This window comes from Paraburkholderia sp. TE9906 (genome assembly GCF_056279605.1).
In genome coordinates, this window is sequence record NZ_JBWCCT010000008.1 from 182,660 (window position 1) to 201,682 (window position 19,023).

Here is a 19,023-nt window from a genome sequence, read left to right on the forward strand (position 1 = left end):
TGTCAACAGTTGCCAGCGCGGCTCTGCCCAGGCGTTATGCTGTCTTGTCTTCCCGCAACTTCAATTCGCTGATCATCCGTTCGCGCATGATGAATTTCTGCACTTTGCCAGTCACCGTCATGGGCAGTTCGTCGACGAAACGGATGTACTTCGGCACTTTGTAGTGCGCAATTTGCCCCTGGCAAAATTGCTGAATCTCTTCCGCGCTCGCCTGTTCGCCCGAGCGCAGCACGACCCACGCGCAGACTTCCTCGCCGTACTTCGCGTCGGGTACGCCGAACACCTGCACGCTCTGAATTTTCGGGTGGCGGAACAGAAATTCTTCGATCTCACGCGGATAGATGTTTTCCCCTCCACGAATCAGCATGTCCTTCAATCGGCCCACGATGTTGCAGTAGCCCTCGGCATCGAGCGTTGCCAGATCGCCGGTATGCATCCAGCCGTCGATCACGCTTTCGCGCGTCTTCGCCTCGTCGCCCCAGTAGCCCTGCATCACCGAGTAGCCCCGCGTGCACAGCTCGCCGGTCTCGCCCACCGGCACGATCTCACCGAGCGGATCGACGATCTTCACTTCCAGATGCGGCTGAATGCGGCCCACCGTGGTGGTACGTTTGTCGAGCGGGTCGGTCGTCGAACTCTGGAACGACACCGGGCTGGTTTCCGTCATGCCGTACGCAATCGTGATCTCGCTCAGATGCATCTTCGAGACGACCTTCTTCATCGTTTCGATCGGGCACGGCGAGCCCGCCATAATGCCGGTGCGCAGTTGCGAGAAGTCGTAGCTGGCGAAGTCAGGGTGATCGAGTTCTGCGATGAACATGGTCGGCACGCCATGCAAGGCGGTGCACTTTTCTTCGGCCACGGCGACGAGGGTCGCGGCGGGGTCGAAGCCCTCGCCTGGAAACACCATATTCGCGCCAACCGACACGCACGCCAGCACCGACAGCACCATCCCAAAACAGTGGTACAGCGGGACGGGTATGCATAAGGCGTCCTGCTCCGTCAGCCGCATCGCCATCGCGATGTAGCGCGCGTTGTTGACCACGTTGCTATGGGTTAGCGTTGCGCCTTTCGGATTCCCCGTCGTGCCGCTCGTGAACTGAATATTGATCGGCTCATGGCATGTCAGCGTTGCGCCAAGGGCTTCGAGCTGCGCCGTGTCGAGCGTCGCGCGTCCCCGTTCAATCAGTTCGGAAAAGCACATCATGCCAGGCGTTTCGGTGTCGCACATGCGAATCACGTAGCGCAACTCCGGCAACCGTGCGGCATGAAGTTCGCCCGGCACCTGCGTCGCCAGCTCGGGGGCAAGCTCCTGCAACATCTCGAGGTACATCGACGTCTTGAAGCGCTCGGCGGCAATGACCGCCTTGCAACCGACCTTGTTCAACGCGTATTCGAGTTCCGCGAGTCGATAGGCCGGATTGATGTTGACCAGCACCGCGCCGATCCGCGCGGTCGCGAATTGGGTGAGCAGCCACTCCACGCGGTTCGGCGACCAGATGCCGACGCGGTCGCCCTTCGCGATGCCGAGTGTGAGAAGGCCGGCCGCCAGCACGTCCACTTCGTCTGCAAATTCCTTCCACGTCCAGCGAATACGCTGCTCGCGAAACACCACGGCCGGGCGGTCGGCGAAGCGCTGGGCCGTGTCGCGAAGAAACTGGCCGACGGTCGCTTCGCTCAACGGAATTTCGGTCGACCCGCGCACATACGAAAGTCCGTCTTTGGGTTCGATGAATGCCCCTTCGCCTGACACGTGCGTTGCCATGGTGTTGTCTCCGTGAGCGGAAGCTCGCCCGATTGAAATGAATTTGAAATCGATTGTGCCACCGGCATGCGCTCTTACGGCATCAAGTCTTACCCGCAGCGCATCGCGCAGACTTTTGCGCGACAAGGCCTGCAGTCGATTCGATCACGTGATTTTGTTGACCTTTCCGTAAACGTCAACCAGTACTCAAAAAAAAGCAGCCACGAAGGCTGCTTTCTCTCTGATACGTGTACTGCCTTAGTTCTGACCACGCAGCTTGCGCAGACGCTGAATCGCAGCGAGCTGAGCCGTCGCGTACGCCAGTTCCGCTTGCGCGGTGGCGTATTCGAGGTTCGAACCCGTGTTTTGCAGCGCTTCTTCCGCACGCTTGCGAGCATCTTCAGCCTTGGCTTCGTCGAGATCCTTGCCACGGATCGCGGTGTCGGCGAGAACCGTCACTGCGCCCGGCTGGACTTCGAGGATGCCGCCGGCGACGAACACAAACTCTTCTTCGCCGTTCTCAGCTTCGATGCGCACTGCACCCGGACGAATCCGCGTGATGAGCGGCGTGTGGCCCGGCAAAATGCCGAGTTCACCCGCTTCGCCCGGCAGCGCGACGAACTTCGCCTGGCCCGAGAAGATCTGCTCTTCCGCGCTGACGACGTCTACTTTAATGGTTGCCATAACTGTCGACTCCTGTCGACGAGGGTTAGCGCTTTAGCGCCGACTCTCGTCCCATGCAAGGCTGAGGTGAGCGTAGTGAGAGGCGCCCGCTTTGCGTTCCGATACAGCAACCATATCGACACGCACGAGGCCGGCGCCCGCTTCGTTACACCCGACCCTTACTGGATCTTCTTGGCCTTTTCGAAGGCTTCGTCGATCGTGCCGACCATGTAGAACGCTTGTTCCGGCAGGTGGTCGCATTCGCCTTCAACGATCATCTTGAAGCCACGGATCGTTTCCTTCAGCGGCACGTACTTACCCGGCGAACCCGTGAACACTTCAGCGACGTGGAACGGCTGCGACAGGAAACGCTGGATCTTACGAGCGCGCGCAACCGCGAGCTTGTCTTCCGGCGCAAGTTCGTCCATGCCCAGAATCGCGATAATGTCGCGCAATTCCTTGTAGCGCTGCAGCGTTTGCTGCACGCCACGCGTGATCGAGTAGTGCTCTTCGCCGATCACGTTCGGGTCGATCTGACGCGAGGTCGAATCAAGCGGGTCGACTGCCGGGTAGATACCCAGCGAAGCGATGTCACGCGACAACACGACGGTCGCGTCCAGGTGGCCGAAGGTCGTAGCCGGCGACGGGTCGGTCAAGTCATCCGCAGGGACGTACACGGCCTGCACCGACGTAATCGAGCCGGTCTTGGTCGACGTAATACGCTCTTGCAGCTTGCCCATTTCTTCAGCCAGCGTCGGCTGATAGCCCACTGCCGACGGCATACGGCCGAGCAGTGCCGACACTTCCGTGCCTGCCAGCGTGAAACGGTAGATGTTGTCGACGAAGAACAGCACGTCGAGGCCTTCGTCACGGAAGTGCTCAGCCATCGTCAGACCGGTCAGCGCGACGCGCAGACGGTTGCCCGGCGGCTCGTTCATCTGGCCGTACACCAGCGCGACCTTGTCGAGAACGTTCGAGTCCTTCATTTCGTGATAGAAGTCGTTCCCTTCACGGGTACGCTCGCCAACACCGGCGAACACGGAGTAACCACCGTGTTCCTTGGCGATGTTGTTGATCAGTTCCATCATGTTCACGGTCTTGCCCACGCCGGCGCCACCGAACAGACCCACCTTACCGCCCTTAGCGAACGGGCAGATCAGGTCGATAACCTTGATGCCGGTTTCGAGCAGCTCGGTCGACGGCGACAGTTCGTCGAACGCCGGAGCCTTCTGGTGAATACCGCGAACCACGTCCGAGTTGATCGGGCCGGCTTCGTCGATCGGGCGACCCAGCACGTCCATGATCCGGCCGAGAGTCGGCTTGCCGACCGGCACGCTGATCGGCTTGCCCGTGTTCTTCACGACCGTGCCGCGGCGCAGACCGTCCGATGCTCCCAGACAGATGGTACGGACGACGCCGTCGCCCAGCTGTTGCTGGACTTCGAGGGTCAGTTCCGAACCTTCGAGAATGAGCGCGTCGTAAATCTTCGGCATGTCCGAACGCGGGAATTCCACGTCGATCACCGCGCCGATGCACTGTACGATCTTGCCTTCTACCAAAGCAGTAGTACTCATCGCTTTTCCTTTAGATACTCAATTCTTCACTCGCGCAAAGGCGCAATTTCGATGGGGCCGCCAAGGTGGGGTGCGCCTCACGGGCGCACACGAAGCGGCGTGACTGACCGTCAAGGTCAGACTGCCGCCGCGCCACCGACGATTTCCGACAGTTCTTTCGTGATCGCGGCCTGACGGCTCTTGTTGTACACGAGCTGCAGTTCGTTGATGACCGTCTTCGCGTTGTCCGAAGCGGCCTTCATCGCGACCATCCGGGCCGACTGCTCCGACGCCATGTTTTCCGCGACGGCCTGATAGACCAGCGCTTCGACATAACGCACCAGCAGTTCGTCCACCACTGCCTGCGCATCCGGCTCGTAGATGTAGTCCCACTGCGTGCTCGGCGTCGTGCCGTCTTCTTCCTTGCGCTCGAACTGGTCTGCCGACAGCGGCAGCAGTTGCTCGATCACCGGCTCCTGCTTCATCGTGTTGACGAAGCGCGTGTACGCCAGGTACACGGCCGAAACCTTGCCTTCCGAGTACAGGTCGAGCTGCACCTTCACCGCGCCGATCAGCTTTTCCAGATGCGGCGTGTCGCCCAGATGCACGACGTTCGACACCACCTTGGCACGCAAACGGTTCAGGAAACCCAGACCCTTGGTGCCGATTGCAGTTGCTTCGAACGTCTTGCCCTGGCCTTCCAGTTCCTTGAACTTCTGCATCGACGCGCGCAGCACGTTGGTGTTCATCCCGCCGCACAGACCCTTGTCGGTCGTGACGAGGATGATGCCGGCCGCTTTCGCGCCTTCGTTCGACACCATGAACGGGTGACGATACTCGGGGTTCGCACGGCTCATGTGCGCAGCGATGTCGCGGACCTTGTCGGCATACGGGCGAGCAGCGCGCATGCGCTCCTGAGCGCGGCGCATCTTCGATGCGGCCACCATCTCCATCGCTTTCGTGATCTTGCGCGTGTTTTGCACGCTCTTGATCTTGCCGCGAATTTCCTTCATTCCAGCCATTGCTTGCTCCTTGTCGGCCCGAGTTAGCGCTTTAGCACTTACTCGGGTCCCATGCAAAGCGATCGAAGCGGCGCGGGGGCATTCACATACGGCCCGCTCCGCTTCAAGGTCCGTTTATGCCTTGCGGATCACTCGCGGATCAATAAGCGCCGGACTTCTTGAAGTCTTTGAGGACCGTGTGCAGCAGGCCTTCGTCGTCCTTCGAGAGTTCCTTGGTATCTTCGATGCGCTTGACCAGGTCAGCGTGGCTCGACTTCAGGTGTTCGCGCAGGCCCTTTTCGAACGGCAGGACTTGCGGGACTTCGAGGTCGTCGAGGTAGCCGTTGTTCGCTGCGAACAGCGAAACAGCCAGTTCCCACACTTGCAGCGGCTGATACTGCGGCTGCTTCAGCAGTTCCGTCACGCGGCGGCCGCGCTCCAGCTGCTTACGGGTCGCTTCGTCGAGGTCCGAGGCGAACTGCGCGAATGCTGCGAGTTCACGGTACTGCGCGAGGTCGGTACGGATACCGCCCGACAGCTTCTTCACGACCTTCGTCTGAGCCGCACCACCCACGCGCGACACCGACACGCCGGCGTTAATTGCCGGGCGGATACCTGCGTTGAAGAGGTCGGTTTCCAGGAAGATCTGGCCGTCGGTAATCGAGATCACGTTCGTCGGAACGAATGCGGTCACGTCGCCTGCTTGCGTTTCGATGACCGGCAGTGCCGTCAGCGAACCGCTCTTGCCCTTCACTTCGCCGTTCGTGAACTTCTCGACGTATTCTTCCGAGACGCGAGCAGCACGCTCCAGCAGACGCGAGTGCAGATAGAACACGTCACCCGGGTACGCTTCGCGGCCCGGCGGGCGGCGCAGCAGCAGCGAGATCTGACGGTATGCCCAAGCCTGCTTGGTCAAATCGTCATAAACGATCAGCGCGTCTTGACCGCGGTCGCGGAAGTATTCGCCCATCGAGCAGCCCGCGTACGGCGCGAGGTACTGCATCGCAGCCGATTCCGAAGCCGAAGCGGCCACGACGATCGTGTATTCCAGCGCGCCGGTTTCTTCCAGCTTACGCACCACGTTCATGATCGACGAAGCCTTCTGGCCGATCGCGACGTAGATACAGAAGAGGTTCTTGCCCTTCTGGTTGATGATCGCGTCGACTGCGACTGCGGTCTTGCCGCACTGGCGGTCGCCAATGATCAGCTCACGCTGGCCACGGCCAACCGGCACCATCGCGTCGATCGACTTCAGACCGGTCTGGACCGGTTCCGACACCGACTTACGCCAGATCACGCCCGGCGCAATCTTTTCGATTGCGTCGGTCTTCTTCGCGTTGATCGGGCCCTTGCCGTCGATCGGGTTGCCGAGTGCGTCGACCACGCGGCCGAGCAGTTCCGGACCCACCGGCACTTCGAGAATGCGGCCCGTCGTCTTGACGATATCGCCTTCCGAAATGTGTTCGTACTCACCCAGAATCACGGCGCCGACCGAGTCGCGCTCGAGGTTCAGTGCGAGACCGAAGGTGTTGCCCGGGAATTCGAGCATTTCGCCCTGCATCACTTCCGACAGGCCGTGAATACGCACGATACCGTCGGTCACGGAGATCACGGTGCCCTGGTTGCGAACGTCTGCGCTCGCTTCAAGGCCCTGGATCCGGCTCTTGATCAGCTCGCTGATCTCAGAGGGATTGAGTTGCATTATTCGCTCCTGATAGTCAATTCTGTTGCGTGCCAGCCGCTTCAGCGCCTTGAGCGCTTCAGGCCGTCAGAGCCGTCTGCATGCTGGCAAGCCGCGCGCGGACCGAGGTATCGAGCACTTCGTCGCCGACCGTCACGCGCACGCCGCCGATCAACGACGAGTCGACTTCGACCGTCGGCTTCAGCTTGCGTTTGAACTTGCGTTCGAGACTTGCGACGAGTTCGTTCAACTGCGCGCCTTCGAGCGGGAATGCGCTGACGATCAGCACATCGGCCGCCCCTTCGCGGGCGTTCTTCAACTCTTCGAACTGCACGGCGATTTCCGGCAGCAATTGCAGGCGATGGTTGTCCACCAGCATTTGCACCAGATTCTTCGCTTGCGCGTTGTCCCTGAGCGGCGACTTGACCGCGGCCAGCAGCAGTTCGCTGACCTGAGCGCGGCTTACTTTCGGGCTCGAGGAGATCGACAGCACTTCGGGCAGACGCGCAACCTGTGCCAGCTCCTGCACGAGGGTGGACCAGGCGGCGATGTCACCAGCTTCGGCCACGCCAAACAGCGCTTCTGCGTACGGACGGGCGATGGTTGCAAGTTCGGCCATGATCAGAGCTCGGCTTTCAGTTGATTCAGCAGGTCAGCGTGAGCTGCCTGGTCGACTTCGCGCTTCAGGATCTGCTCGGCACCCTTCACAGCGAGTGCAGCAACTTCGCCGCGCAGCGTTTCGCGCGCCTTGACGACTTGCTGGTCCGCGTCGGCCTTCGCTTGCGCGATGATGCGAGCGGCTTCAGCTTGTGCCTGAGCCTTGATTTCGTCAGCGACTGCCACCGCGCGCTTTTCCGCGTCGGCGATACGTTGCTGACCGTCGTTGCGTGCCTGGGCGAGTTCCTGGTCGACGCGCTTGTGGGCAGCTTCAAGTTCTTGCTTGCCCTTTTCAGCAGCCGACAAACCGTCAGCAATCTTCTTCGAGCGCTCGTCGAGGGCGTTGATCAACGGCGGCCACACGAACTTCATCGTGAACCACGCGAGGATCAGGAACACGACCATTTGCGCAAACAGGGTTGCGTTGAGATTCACGGTGTTTCCTTAAACGTTGCTAGTTCGGAAAGTGAAACGGCAAGGCGCTCATCGATTCTGTATTCGATCAGCGCCCCAGTGCCCGTTCCGCCCTGCGCCTTTACCAGTTATAGCTCAGGCGCAAACTTCCGAGGAACCTCAGCCTGCCAGCTTCGACAGCAGCGGGTTCGCGAACGCAAACAGCATTGCCACACCAACGCCAATCAGGAACGCCGCATCGATCAGACCAGCCAGCAGGAACATCTTGGTTTGCAGCGGGTTCATCAATTCCGGCTGACGAGCACATGCTTCGATGTACTTGCCGCCCATCAGGCCGATACCGATACAGGCGCCGATTGCACCCAGGCCGATGATGATGCCGATACCGATGGCGGTCAGACCCTGGATGTTGGCGATGAAAGCTTGCATGATCACTCCTTTGTGAAAAGTCTTTTAGAACTGGTTGGAACTGGGATTTAAAACCTAAAGCGATTCTTTTTGACGGCGCAGGTTAGTGCGTGTCGTGTGCCTGGCCGATGTACACCAGCGTCAGCATCATGAAAATGAACGCCTGCAGCAGAACGATCAGGATGTGGAAGATTGACCACACTGTGCCGGCGATCACGTGGCCGATGAAGCCAAGCACCGTCGTGTCCGCGCCGAAGCTCCAGATGCTGCCGAGCAGGGCAATCAGCAGGAACAACAGTTCGCCCGCGTACATGTTGCCGAACAGCCGCATGCCGAGCGAGACCGTCTTCGCGACGAACTCGATGATGTTCAGTGCAAGGTTCGGGATCCACAGCAGCGGATGCGCGCCGAACGGAGCGGACAGCAGTTCATGCACGAAGCCGCCTGCGCCCTTGATCTTGAAGTTGTAGTAAATCATCAGCGCGAACACACCGAGGGCGATGCCGAGCGTGCCGTTCAGGTCGGCGGTCGGCACGAGGCGGTGGTGCGGGATGGCTTCGGACAGACCCAGCCAGCCAATCACATGGCCCGGCAGGTCGACAGGGATAAAGTCGAGCGAGTTCATCAGCGCGACCCAGACGAACACGGTCAGGGCCAGCGGCGCGATGAAGGTGCGCGTGCCGTGGATCATCGACTTCGATTGATCCTCGACCATTTCGACCAGCATTTCGATCGCGCACTGGAAGCGGCCGGGCACACCGGACGTCGCCTTGCGGGCAGCGAGATGCAGAATGAAGATAGTGGCCAGACCGCAAACGATCGACCAGAAAAGGGTGTCCAGATTCCACACATGAATGTCGAAAATCGACGTCTGGTGCGCGGTGGAAAAGTTCTGCAAGTGGTGCGCGATGTACTCGGACGGATCCATTGCGCGCGTGCCTTCGCTAGCTGCCATATCGTTAAAGCCACCCAAATTGTCGAAAATCGTCTTAGCCGTACCCGCAGCAATGCTGTATTGCGGGAACACGCCGGGTGCGGACCGTGTCATATCCGCACACCTGGTGCCGGCGCTGCGCGCCAGCCTGAATTTTTTGCTGCTAACTGTTTCTGCTACCTTAGCGCCACGCCAAGGCGATCCAGTAAGTCTTGAGCGCGATGAGGTAGGTCACGAGCAGCGGCACCCAGCGTACGTCGTGATACCAGAAAGCGATGGCTACAAACATCGCAATCGTTGTCCCCATCTTGAGCGCTTCGCCGATCATCCAGCTCATCACTGTCTCGGCGCCGCTCAGCGTTCTAAGGCGTGCCGCGAACAGCGCGCCAGGGATCCAGCAAATCGCCCCCCCGAGGAACGCGGACAGCGCAGCAGCGCCCGGCGGCTTGTAGAACAGCCACCACACCAGCGTAGCACCCAGGGACAAAACCATTTGCGCCACCACAACCTTGAAAGGCGTGACGCGCGATGGACGACTCACGTTAGGACCAAACAGCTTTTCAGCCTCGGCCCGCGTGAGCGGAACGATATTGTTATCTTCTTGCTCGACGCCCCATGGCTCGTCATGCGTAACTTGCTGGCCGGTGGACGAATCGGAAACGGAGCGTTCAGCGCGGTGTCCGTCGGGCCCATTCTTCGGCGCTTGATTCGACGTTTTGACCGCCATCGCAGTGTTCCGAAAGTCTTGTTCAGCTCGCGAGCTTTCGCTGCGCTTACGGGGTTGCCGTGCAATTAAATCCGGGCGATTGTAAGCGATAGTTGCAGGCAATTCAAGACTTTAGGCCGTTCAATAACCGGCATCAAAAGCGCCCTCGTCGCCCGCGAACGGCATTCTGCCACGGGAAAACACGCCAAATGTAAGGCGGCTGGGGGATGGCAAAACGGCGAGTTGGAATCGCGCAGGTTTGCGCCAGATCATAGGTCGCGCAGACGTTATGGCGGACGTGTCGAAAACACAACAAACGTCAATCTTTGCGTGCGGGATTGCACACCGACGGGTAGAGACAAGCAGCGTGGCGGTGCGAGAGGTTCGCGATGCAAGTTAATGGTTAACTGCGGACAATTGGCCGCACGGTACCAGGCGAATTCGATGTCGTACCGGTGCAGTGCCCTGCCCTGCCCTCCACGCGACGCCGAGCCGTGTGAGGACATACTCCACCCGCTTGCGGTGGCGCAGGCCTAATGCGATGCCGGAATCCTACGCACCGCGTAGGATGTCGCCGAAAGCCGGCCCACGCCCCCACCCGCGTCGCAGCCTCACGGCCTCGCCGACGCGCACAGGATTCGTGCGACACATTGATATATCCGGATTCCTTATTATCTGACGGTCACTTTTGTTTAGGAATCCGACTAAATTTGACGTGGAGTGCGAATCAACCAAACAGGCCGATCAGGCGTACGCACCGCGTCGACACCGCGCTCGCCACGGCACGCAGCTGAAGTGCGCCAAATAGCTTACGTACGACCGTCGAATCCGCCGCAAGCCTATTCAGCACCCTTCGTACGCAATCCACCCTTCACGCAGTGGCATTACCACGCAATCGAACGAGAATACCTTCCAGCGCATCCAGATCGCCGAAGTCCACCAGCACCTGTCCCCGGCCGCGTCGACCGAGCTTGATCTTGACCGTGGCCGACAGCAGATCCGACAGCTCTTCCTCAAGCCGCCGCGTATCGCGTCCGCCATCCGGATTCGCGCGCGCCTTGACGGCTGGGGCGGCCTTGGTCGTCGTCGTCACCAGTTTTTCGGTTTCACGCACGGACATGCGCTTGTTGACCACCTGATTGGCCAATGTGATCTGCGTGGCGCCATCGACTGCCAGCAGCGCGCGGGCGTGCCCCATGTCCAGATCGCCGGCCAGCAGCATCGTCTGCACCGGCGACGCGAGGTTGAGCAAGCGCAATAAGTTCGATACGGCGCTGCGCGAACGGCCCACCGACTCTGCCGCCTGCTCGTGCGTGAAATTGAATTCGTCGAGCAAGCGCTGGATACCCTGCGCTTCTTCCAGCGGATTCAGATCCTCGCGCTGAATATTTTCGATCAGCGCCATTGCGGCGGCGGCCTGGTCTGGCACATCCCTCACCAATACCGGCACCTCTTCGAGACCCGCGAGACGCGCGGCACGAAAACGCCGCTCCCCCGCAATGATCTCGTATCTGTCCGCCGACACAGGACGCACGAGGATCGGTTGCATCAGCCCCTGCGCGCGGATGCTGGCCGCCAGTTCCTGCAACGCGCCTTCGTCCATTCGCGTGCGTGGCTGGTACTTGCCCGCCTGCATCTTGCTGAGCGGCAGCACATTGGGCGCACCGTCGATCGTCACCGCTTCCGTGATGTCGGCGGTGCCGCCGAGCAATGCCTCAAGACCGCGGCCCAATCCCTTCTTTCTTGCTACTGCGTTCATCGTGCTTCCTCGGTCCACTTAGGATGCCTGGGGGGCGTCATTCAACGCGCGCACCCGCTCAATCATTTCCGCGCCGAACTGCACGTACGCCTGCGCGCCGCGCGATGCCCGGTCGAATACCACGCCGGGCAAGCCATAGCTCGGCGCCTCGGCCAGACGTACGTTGCGTGGGATGACCGCGTCGAACACCTTGTCGCCGAAATGCTCTTTCAGTTGATCTGAAACTTGCTGTTGCAACGTGATGCGCGGATCGAACATCACGCGCAGCAGGCCGATCACCTTCAAGTCCCGGTTCAGGTTGGCATGCACCTGTTTGATCGTGTTGACCAGATCGGACAGGCCTTCGAGCGCGAAATACTCGCACTGCATGGGAATCACGACGCCATGTGCGGCGCACAGGCCGTTGAGTGTCAGCAACGACAAAGCCGGCGGGCAGTCGATCAGCACAAAATCGTATTCGCTCTCGACCGCCGCAAGTGCGGCCTTCAACTGACGTTCACGGTTTTGCACGCTGACGAGTTCCACCTCCGCGCCCGCGAGTTCGCGGTTCGCGGGCAGTACGTCGTAGCTGACTGCTTCCGGACGGATTCGCGCATCGGCCACCGATACGTTATCGACGAGCACTTCGTAGACGGTATTCGCGCATGCGGCCTTGTCGATGCCACTGCCCATCGTGGCGTTGCCTTGCGGGTCCAGGTCGATGAGAAGGACTCGCTGTCCCTGCGCTGCCAAGCTCGCCGCCAGATTGACTGCGGTGGTCGTCTTGCCGACGCCACCCTTCTGGTTCGCAACGCAGAAGATTTTTGCCATCGTTGGTGTGTCCCTTTTGCTGCTGGATGAAGAAAAAATCACTGGTGATACTGGAGCCGACCCGAGGCTGGCAGCCTCAATTGTCGGCATCCACCAGAACCTTGATCAGGTGCCGCTCGGCGTCGAGTGACGGTACTTTCAGCCGGATGATCTGTTCCGCGTGGGCACCCGCCGGCAAACGTTCGATTTCGCCCTCCGGCCTCACGCCTTTCATCGCCCAGATCGCCCCCTGGTCTGCAACGAGGTGACGGGCCAGTGTAACGAAATCCGCGAGCTCTGCGAATGCGCGCGAGACGATTACGTCGAACTTTGCCGGTACTTCGGCGCCCGGCCGCAAAGACTCGACGCGGCCAGTCACAACCGACAGGTTCGCAAGGCCGAGTTCGGCCTTCGCCTGCGCCTGGAAGGCCGTCTTCTTATGAACGATATCGTTCACAGTGACGGTCCAATCAGACAGAACGATCGCCAGCACGATACCGGGCAGGCCGCCGCCCGAACCCACGTCGAGCACCGACGACGGGCCGCGCGGCGCGAGATGCGGCACGATCGACAGCGAATCGAGGATGTGCTGGATCAGCATTTGCCCCGGATCGCGGATCGCCGTCAGGTTATAGACGGTATTCCATTTCGACAGCAGCGCGATGTAGTCAAGCAGCTTGCCGAGTTGCGCGTCGCTCAAATCGAGGCCGAGTTCGCGCACACCGTCCACCAGCAGTGGCGCCAACGCTTGCTGAGTACTGCCCTTCTGGCTCACCGTCATTGCGTCACCGGCGCGTTATCGGTGCCGGGTTCGGCGGGTTTCGTCGAACGACGGCCCAAGCCGCGCTTCAGATGAACCATCAGCAAGGAGATGGCGGCCGGCGTGATGCCGGATATGCGCGATGCTTGGCCGATAGTTTCAGGACGGAATTGCGTCAGCTTCTGACGCGCTTCGAACGAAAGGCCTCGGACTTCCGCGTAGTCCAGCCCTTCGGGCAGGCGCGTGCTTTCGTGGGCTTCGTTCCGCTCGATCTCACCAGCTTGACGGTCGATATAGCCCTGATATTTGATACCAATTTCGATCTGTTCCTTGATCTGCGCGAGTAGCACATCGTCTTCCGCGAGAATCTCGGGCGCGCCGCATGCGCCGGCGCGCAACCCGCAAACGCCATCGTAGGTCACACCCGGGCGACGCAGCAGATCCGCAAGGCTGTATTCATGGTCGATCGGCTTGCCGAGCAAGGTTGTCGCTTCGTCAGCAGGCAACGTCTTGGGATTGACCCACGTCGTGCGAAGTCGCTCTGTTTCACGTGAAACAGCGTCACGTTTGCGGCTAAAGGCGTCCCAACGAACGTCGTCGACTACCCCAAGCTCCCGCCCGATCTCGGTCAGACGCATATCGGCATTGTCTTCGCGCAGGCTCAGGCGATATTCGGCGCGGCTAGTGAACATCCGGTACGGCTCGGACACGCCGCGCGTCACCAGATCGTCGACCAGTACGCCGAGGTAAGCCTGGTCTCGACGCGGACACCACGCTTCCTTGCCCTGCACGTATAAACCGGCGTTGATGCCCGCCAGCAGGCCCTGCGCAGCCGCCTCTTCATAGCCGGTCGTGCCGTTGATCTGGCCGGCGAAGAAGAGTCCGTTAATCACCTTGGTTTCCAGCGAAGCCTTCAACCCGCGTGGATCGAAATAATCGTACTCAATCGCATAGCCCGGCCGCAGGATATGGGCGTGCTCCAGACCGCGCATCGAACGCACCAATTCCAGCTGCACGTCGAACGGCAGGCTCGTAGAAATCCCGTTCGGATAGAACTCGTTGGTGGTCAGCCCCTCCGGTTCCAGGAAAATCTGGTGCGATTCCTTTGATGCAAAGCGGTGGATCTTATCCTCGATAGACGGACAGTAGCGCGGCCCCACGCCCTCGATGACGCCCGTATACATCGGCGACCGGTCGAGCCCGCCACGGATGATGTCGTGCGTCCGCTCGTTCGTATGCGTCACCCAGCACGGCACTTGCCGCGGGTGCTGCTCGACGCGCCCGAGAAACGAGAACACCGGCACCGGGTCCAGACCGCCCGGCTGCTCTTCGAGTTGTGAAAAGTCGATCGTGCGACCGTCGATCCGCGGGGGCGTACCGGTCTTGAGCCGGCCTTGCGGCAGTTTCAGCTCCTTCAGCCGTGCGGAAAGCGAAACCGCAGCCGGATCGCCTGCGCGACCGCCGGTGTAGTTGTTCAAACCCACGTGAATCTTGCCGTCGAGGAACGTCCCCGCCGTCAACACCACCGCCCGCGCGCGGAAACGAATCCCCACCTGCGTCACGGCGCCGACGACACGATCACCCTCCACCATCAGATCGTCGACAGCCTGCTGGAACAGCCACAGGTTCGGCTGGTTCTCCAGCCGGTGCCGGATTGCCTGTTTGTACAGCAGACGGTCGGCCTGAGCGCGCGTCGCCCGAACTGCGGGGCCCTTCGACGAATTCAGGATGCGGAACTGAATCCCGCCCTCGTCCGTCGCGGCTGCCATGGCGCCGCCGAGCGCATCGACTTCCTTGACCAGGTGGCCCTTACCAATGCCGCCGATGGACGGATTGCAGCTCATCTGGCCGAGGGTTTCGATGTTATGGGTCAGCAGGAGCGTCGTATTGCCCATGCGCGCCGAGGCCAACGCGGCTTCTGTGCCGGCATGACCGCCGCCAACGACGATGACGTCAAATTCTGTGGGAAAGAGCATTGCGGATCTCACGCCAGATCATCGCGTGAGCCTTAAAGGAAAAGTATGGGCGAATTATAACGGGTTCGGTTTCGGCCCGAATTTCGTCCGAATGGCCATGCATAAAAAAAGCGGTGTGTTTCACGTGAAACACACCGCTTGGATCTGTTGCAACTAGCTAAAAAATACGCGCCTACGCTACTTTCTTAGCCAACCCCAGATAGGTTTCGATTACGCGTGGATTTTGCGCCAAATCCGCCGCAGGCCCTTCCAGCGCCAACTCTCCAGTCTCCAGAACATAGCCGTAGTCGGAAATCTGCAAAGCGGCTCGCGCATTCTGCTCGATCAGCAGCGTCGCCACGCCGGTCTGCCGTAACGCGCTAATGATGTGGAAAATTTCTTTTACGATTAGCGGCGCAAGACCCAGACTCGGTTCATCGAGCATCAACAGATCGGGCTTTCCCATCAGCGCACGCCCCACCGCCAGCATCTGCCGCTCACCGCCGGACAATGTACCGGCAGCCTGCTTGCGGCGCTCCTTCAGTCGGGGAAACAGCTTGAAAACCGGCTCGAGCTGGTCAAGAAAATTGCGCTCCCCCGCGCGCTTGCGCCGATAAGCCCCAAGGACAAGGTTGTCCTCCACCGTCATCGATGCAAAAAGCTCGCGCTTTTCGGGCACCAGACACATGCCGCGAGCGACCCGCTTCTCGACCGGCACCGCGCTCACGTCTTCGCCCTGATAGACGACAGCGCCCTTCGCATGGCCTGTCATCGGCAACGCGCCCATGATCGCATTCAGCAACGTGGATTTGCCCGCGCCGTTTGGGCCGATCACCGAGACAATCTGCCCGGCCCGCACCTTGATCGCCGCGCCGTGCAGCGCTTCGATCTTACCGTATCGGACCGACAGACCGTCCACGTCGAGAATCGGTGCAGCAGCATTCATCGTGTTCTCCATCACTCCACCCCGCCCAGGTACGCTTCGAGCACCGCCGGGTCTTGTTGCACATCCAACGGCAAACCTTCCGCGATCCGCGTCCCGAACTCCATGACGACTAGCCGATCAGTGAGATTCATCACGAAGTCCATGTCGTGTTCCACCAGCAGCACGCTCATGCCTTCCGCTTTGAGGCGACGCAACAAATCAGCGAGCTGCAGCTTCTCCTGATACCGCAAACCGGCTGCGGGCTCATCCAACAGCAACAACGTCGGGTCGCAGCACAAAGCGCGAGCAATTTCGAGAATCCGCTGCTGGCCCAACGCGAGACTGCCAGCCTCATCGTACATATGCTGTTCGAGCCCAACGCGACGAATCTGGCGAGCCGCCTCCGCCATCAAGCGCGCTTCTTCCGCACCGTTCAGGCGTGCGACACTGCGCCAGACACCGGCCTGACCGCGCAAATGCGCGCCGATCGCGACATTCTCGAGCACCGTCATCCCCGGCAGGAGCTTGACGTGCTGGAAGGTTCGGCCGATCCCACGTTTAACGATTTCACGTGAACTCAGCGAATCGATACGCTCACCGCGGAATGTGATCTCGCCACTGGTCGCCTGTAGTACACCCGTGACCAGATTAAAGGTCGTCGACTTACCGGCGCCGTTCGGCCCGATCAGCCCGATGATTTGCCCCGCTTTCACCTCGAAGCTGACATCGTTGACCGCGACAAGACCGCCGAACTGTTTGCGCGCCTTGTTCACGGTCAGCAGATCTTCGCCGGCTTGCGGCTTGCTGCGCTGCGGCAACGGTTCCGCATGATCCGCCAGATGCGCGCGCGGACCGCGCGGGAAAAAGCGCGCGACGAATGGCCAGACCCCTTGGCGGGCGTACTGCAGCAGCAACACCATCAGGATGCCGAACACGATCACTTCGAAGTTGCCGTTTTCTCCCAGCAACTTCGGCAGCAGCGTTTGCAGATAGTCCTGGAGCAACGTCAGGATCGCCGCGCCAAGGACCGCGCCCCACACGTGCGACACGCCCCCCACTACCGCCATGAATAGAAACTCGATGCCGTGGTTCAGGCCGAACGGCGTCGGATTCACCGCGCGTTGCAGATGGGCGTACAGGAAGCCCGAAACAGACGCCAGCACGGCCGCGTAGACGAAGATCACGACGCGCATCCATGCAGTATTCACGCCCATCGCCTCGGCCATCATGCCACCGCCACGCAATGCGCGAATCGCCCGCCCCGGCCGGCTATTAAGCAGATTCTGAACAGAGATCACCGCACCGAGCACGACGAGCCAGATCAGGTAATAGATATGCCGACCGGACTCCAGGTTGATGCCGAAAACATTCAGCACCGGAATCCCGTTGATCCCGTCGTACTTGCCGAGCATTTCCAGATTGCCGAACAGATAGAACAGCGCGAGCCCCCACGCGATCGTGCCGAGCGGCAGGAAGTGGCCCGACAGACGCATCGTTACGAGGCCCAGCATCAGCGCGATCAATGCAGTCACGACGACGCCCGCGATCAACGCGAGCCACGGCGACACACCGTACGTGGTCGTCAGATACGCGGTCGCGTAGGCACCGATGCCGACGAACGCCGCCTGCCCAAAGCTCGTCATCCCGCCGATGCCGGTCAGGAGCACGAGGCCGATCGCGACGATCGAATACAGGCCAATGTAGTTGAGCAGCGTCACCCAGTATTCGGGCACGTGAATCGGCTGCGGCAACACCGGCAGCGCGAACAGCACCACGAGGAACAACCAGAAGAACTTGTTTTTCATGATCCGTTTCATCGTGTCACTCCTCTTCCTCTTCGGCGTGCGGGCTGGCCAGACTTCGCCAGAGCAGCACGGGGATGATCAGCGTGAACACGATCACTTCTTTATAAGCGCTTGCCCAGAACGACGAATACGACTCCAGCAGGCCCACCAGGATAGAGCCCGCTGCCGCCAGCGGATAGCTGACCAGACCGCCGATAATCGCCCCCACAAAGCCCTTCAGACCGATCAGGAAGCCCGAGTCGTAGTAGATGGTGGTGAGGGGTGCCACGAGGATCCCGCACAGCGCGCCGAGCCCGGCTGCCAGCGTGAACGCGAGACGCCCCGCCTGCGTGGTGCCGATGCCGACGAGCCGCGCGCCGAGCCGGTTCACCGACGTTGCGCGCAACGCCTTGCCCGAGATCGAGCGATCGAAGTACAGATACAGCGCACCGATCAGTACGACCGCGGTGCCGACCACCCACAGACTTTGCCCGGAGATCGACAGGCTGCCGACGTTGAACGTCGCATCCGAGAACGCGGTCGTGCGCGAGCCTTCCGCGCCGAACATCACGAGCCCTAGCCCAACCATCGCGAAGTGCACCGCGACTGCCACGATCAGCAGCAACAGCGTGGTCGCTTCCGCGATCGGCTCATAGGCAAGCCGGTAGACGAACGGGCCCATCGGAATCACGATCAGAAGCGTCAGTGCGATCTGCACGATCATCGGCAAGGGCTGTAGGAAAACACCCCGCGTGAGCGCGTAGACTGCGATCGGAAACAGCAGGTATTTCCCCGCCAGCATGACCAGCGTGCGCGCCGCATGGCGGCGTCGCTCGGCATGCCGCACCAGCCCCGCCACCTCGACGACGAAGCAGGCCGCGCCCATCGCCATCAGTAGCCAGCACGTGGCCGGAAACTTTTGTGTCTGCAGTGCGGCGAGCGTCAATGCGCCGTACGAAACAAACTCCCCCTGCGGGATGAAGATCACCCGCGTCACGGAGAACACCAGCACCAGCGCGAGCGCGAGCAGCGCGTAGATCGCGCCGGTGGTGATGCCGTCCTGCGCGAGGATCGCCGCAATTGATAGATCCATACTTCCTCGTCCTGAAGCGTCGAAATCGAAATCGGGAAACGGTCACGGCGTGGCGGCAGAGCCCGTGGCCGGCCATCGACCTGCAATGCCTGAAAAGGCAACCGCCGCACCGTGTTCCGGCGCGGCGGTCGATGCCATTGTCATCGAACACAATGGCAATGCGGCGTCGGATGCCGCAGATTGCGCGAGAGGCGCGT

At 60.7% G+C, this 19,023-nt stretch carries 17 protein-coding genes; all 17 read right to left on the minus strand.

Features of this window, described 5'->3' with window-relative positions; all coding sequences use genetic code 11:
* Positions 1–34 precede the first annotated feature (34 nt).
* Positions 35–1,765 (minus strand): AMP-binding protein, encoded by a 1,731-nt coding sequence (locus ACZ9H4_RS22760; protein ID WP_476120993.1) that lies wholly within the window; start codon positions 1,763–1,765, stop codon positions 35–37.
* Positions 1,766–2,002: 237 nt separating this feature from the next.
* Positions 2,003–2,428: a F0F1 ATP synthase subunit epsilon gene (locus ACZ9H4_RS22765; RefSeq protein WP_073427836.1), complete on the minus strand. Its 426-nt coding sequence runs from the start codon at positions 2,426–2,428 to the stop codon at positions 2,003–2,005.
* Positions 2,429–2,586: 158 nt separating this feature from the next.
* Positions 2,587–3,981: a F0F1 ATP synthase subunit beta gene (gene atpD / locus ACZ9H4_RS22770; protein ID WP_042327173.1), complete on the minus strand. Its 1,395-nt coding sequence runs from the start codon at positions 3,979–3,981 to the stop codon at positions 2,587–2,589.
* Between the two features lie 116 nt (positions 3,982–4,097).
* Positions 4,098–4,982, minus strand: a complete 885-nt coding sequence (atpG, locus tag ACZ9H4_RS22775; RefSeq protein ID WP_408139935.1) for a F0F1 ATP synthase subunit gamma — start codon at positions 4,980–4,982, stop codon at positions 4,098–4,100.
* Positions 4,983–5,121: 139 nt separating this feature from the next.
* Positions 5,122–6,663, minus strand: coding sequence for a F0F1 ATP synthase subunit alpha (gene atpA, locus ACZ9H4_RS22780; protein ID WP_408152743.1), 1,542 nt, complete (start codon positions 6,661–6,663; stop codon positions 5,122–5,124).
* A gap of 58 nt (positions 6,664–6,721) precedes the next feature.
* On the minus strand, positions 6,722–7,261 hold the full coding sequence (locus ACZ9H4_RS22785; protein WP_408152742.1) for a F0F1 ATP synthase subunit delta: 540 nt from the start codon (positions 7,259–7,261) through the stop codon (positions 6,722–6,724).
* A 2-nt stretch (positions 7,262–7,263) separates the two neighbouring features.
* Complete coding sequence (locus ACZ9H4_RS22790; RefSeq protein ID WP_042327177.1) at positions 7,264–7,734, minus strand: F0F1 ATP synthase subunit B; 471 nt, start codon at positions 7,732–7,734, stop codon at positions 7,264–7,266.
* Between the two features lie 138 nt (positions 7,735–7,872).
* Positions 7,873–8,142 (minus strand): F0F1 ATP synthase subunit C, encoded by a 270-nt coding sequence (gene atpE, locus ACZ9H4_RS22795; RefSeq protein WP_007180033.1) that lies wholly within the window; start codon positions 8,140–8,142, stop codon positions 7,873–7,875.
* 82 nt (positions 8,143–8,224) lie between these two features.
* Entirely contained in the window at positions 8,225–9,076 is an 852-nt protein-coding gene (gene atpB, locus ACZ9H4_RS22800; RefSeq protein ID WP_408140395.1) for a F0F1 ATP synthase subunit A, read from the minus strand.
* Positions 9,077–9,236: 160 nt separating this feature from the next.
* On the minus strand, positions 9,237–9,782 hold the full coding sequence (locus tag ACZ9H4_RS22805) for an ATP synthase subunit I (RefSeq protein WP_408139930.1): 546 nt from the start codon (positions 9,780–9,782) through the stop codon (positions 9,237–9,239).
* Between the two features lie 850 nt (positions 9,783–10,632).
* On the minus strand, positions 10,633–11,520 hold the full coding sequence (locus ACZ9H4_RS22810; protein ID WP_408139928.1) for a ParB/RepB/Spo0J family partition protein: 888 nt from the start codon (positions 11,518–11,520) through the stop codon (positions 10,633–10,635).
* An 18-nt stretch (positions 11,521–11,538) separates the two neighbouring features.
* Complete coding sequence (locus ACZ9H4_RS22815; RefSeq protein ID WP_408139927.1) at positions 11,539–12,330, minus strand: ParA family protein; 792 nt, start codon at positions 12,328–12,330, stop codon at positions 11,539–11,541.
* Positions 12,331–12,406: 76 nt separating this feature from the next.
* On the minus strand, positions 12,407–13,090 hold the full coding sequence (gene rsmG, locus ACZ9H4_RS22820) for a 16S rRNA (guanine(527)-N(7))-methyltransferase RsmG (protein WP_476121002.1): 684 nt from the start codon (positions 13,088–13,090) through the stop codon (positions 12,407–12,409).
* Positions 13,087–15,045, minus strand: a complete 1,959-nt coding sequence (mnmG, locus tag ACZ9H4_RS22825) for a tRNA uridine-5-carboxymethylaminomethyl(34) synthesis enzyme MnmG (RefSeq protein ID WP_476121004.1) — start codon at positions 15,043–15,045, stop codon at positions 13,087–13,089. The genes rsmG and mnmG overlap by 4 nt, the downstream gene beginning before the upstream one ends.
* A gap of 172 nt (positions 15,046–15,217) precedes the next feature.
* Positions 15,218–15,970, minus strand: coding sequence for an ABC transporter ATP-binding protein (locus ACZ9H4_RS22830; RefSeq protein ID WP_476121210.1), 753 nt, complete (start codon positions 15,968–15,970; stop codon positions 15,218–15,220).
* 11 nt (positions 15,971–15,981) lie between these two features.
* Positions 15,982–17,766, minus strand: coding sequence for a branched-chain amino acid ABC transporter ATP-binding protein/permease (locus ACZ9H4_RS22835; RefSeq protein WP_408139920.1), 1,785 nt, complete (start codon positions 17,764–17,766; stop codon positions 15,982–15,984).
* A 4-nt stretch (positions 17,767–17,770) separates the two neighbouring features.
* Positions 17,771–18,826, minus strand: coding sequence for a branched-chain amino acid ABC transporter permease (locus ACZ9H4_RS22840; RefSeq protein ID WP_408139919.1), 1,056 nt, complete (start codon positions 18,824–18,826; stop codon positions 17,771–17,773).
* Between the last annotated feature and the right edge of the window lie 197 nt (positions 18,827–19,023).

What these genes read in the sequence shown, in the direction of transcription:
- ACZ9H4_RS22760 (WP_476120993.1), bottom strand. Translation starts at nt 1,765, where the DNA reads ATGGCAACGCACGTGTCAGGCGAAGGGGCATTCATCGAACCCAAAGAC.
- ACZ9H4_RS22765 (WP_073427836.1), bottom strand. Translation starts at nt 2,428, where the DNA reads ATGGCAACCATTAAAGTAGACGTCGTCAGCGCGGAAGAGCAGATCTTC.
- atpD (WP_042327173.1), bottom strand. Translation starts at nt 3,981, where the DNA reads ATGAGTACTACTGCTTTGGTAGAAGGCAAGATCGTACAGTGCATCGGC.
- atpG (WP_408139935.1), bottom strand. Translation starts at nt 4,982, where the DNA reads ATGGCTGGAATGAAGGAAATTCGCGGCAAGATCAAGAGCGTGCAAAAC.
- atpA (WP_408152743.1), bottom strand. Translation starts at nt 6,663, where the DNA reads ATGCAACTCAATCCCTCTGAGATCAGCGAGCTGATCAAGAGCCGGATC.
- ACZ9H4_RS22785 (WP_408152742.1), bottom strand. Translation starts at nt 7,261, where the DNA reads ATGGCCGAACTTGCAACCATCGCCCGTCCGTACGCAGAAGCGCTGTTT.
- atpE (WP_007180033.1), bottom strand. Translation starts at nt 8,142, where the DNA reads ATGCAAGCTTTCATCGCCAACATCCAGGGTCTGACCGCCATCGGTATC.
- atpB (WP_408140395.1), bottom strand. Translation starts at nt 9,076, where the DNA reads ATGGCAGCTAGCGAAGGCACGCGCGCAATGGATCCGTCCGAGTACATC.
- ACZ9H4_RS22805 (WP_408139930.1), bottom strand. Translation starts at nt 9,782, where the DNA reads ATGGCGGTCAAAACGTCGAATCAAGCGCCGAAGAATGGGCCCGACGGA.
- ACZ9H4_RS22810 (WP_408139928.1), bottom strand. Translation starts at nt 11,520, where the DNA reads ATGAACGCAGTAGCAAGAAAGAAGGGATTGGGCCGCGGTCTTGAGGCA.
- ACZ9H4_RS22815 (WP_408139927.1), bottom strand. Translation starts at nt 12,330, where the DNA reads ATGGCAAAAATCTTCTGCGTTGCGAACCAGAAGGGTGGCGTCGGCAAG.
- rsmG (WP_476121002.1), bottom strand. Translation starts at nt 13,090, where the DNA reads ATGACGGTGAGCCAGAAGGGCAGTACTCAGCAAGCGTTGGCGCCACTG.
- mnmG (WP_476121004.1), bottom strand. Translation starts at nt 15,045, where the DNA reads ATGCTCTTTCCCACAGAATTTGACGTCATCGTCGTTGGCGGCGGTCAT.
- ACZ9H4_RS22830 (WP_476121210.1), bottom strand. Translation starts at nt 15,970, where the DNA reads ATGAATGCTGCTGCACCGATTCTCGACGTGGACGGTCTGTCGGTCCGA.
- ACZ9H4_RS22835 (WP_408139920.1), bottom strand. Translation starts at nt 17,766, where the DNA reads ATGAAACGGATCATGAAAAACAAGTTCTTCTGGTTGTTCCTCGTGGTG.
- ACZ9H4_RS22840 (WP_408139919.1), bottom strand. Translation starts at nt 18,826, where the DNA reads ATGGATCTATCAATTGCGGCGATCCTCGCGCAGGACGGCATCACCACC.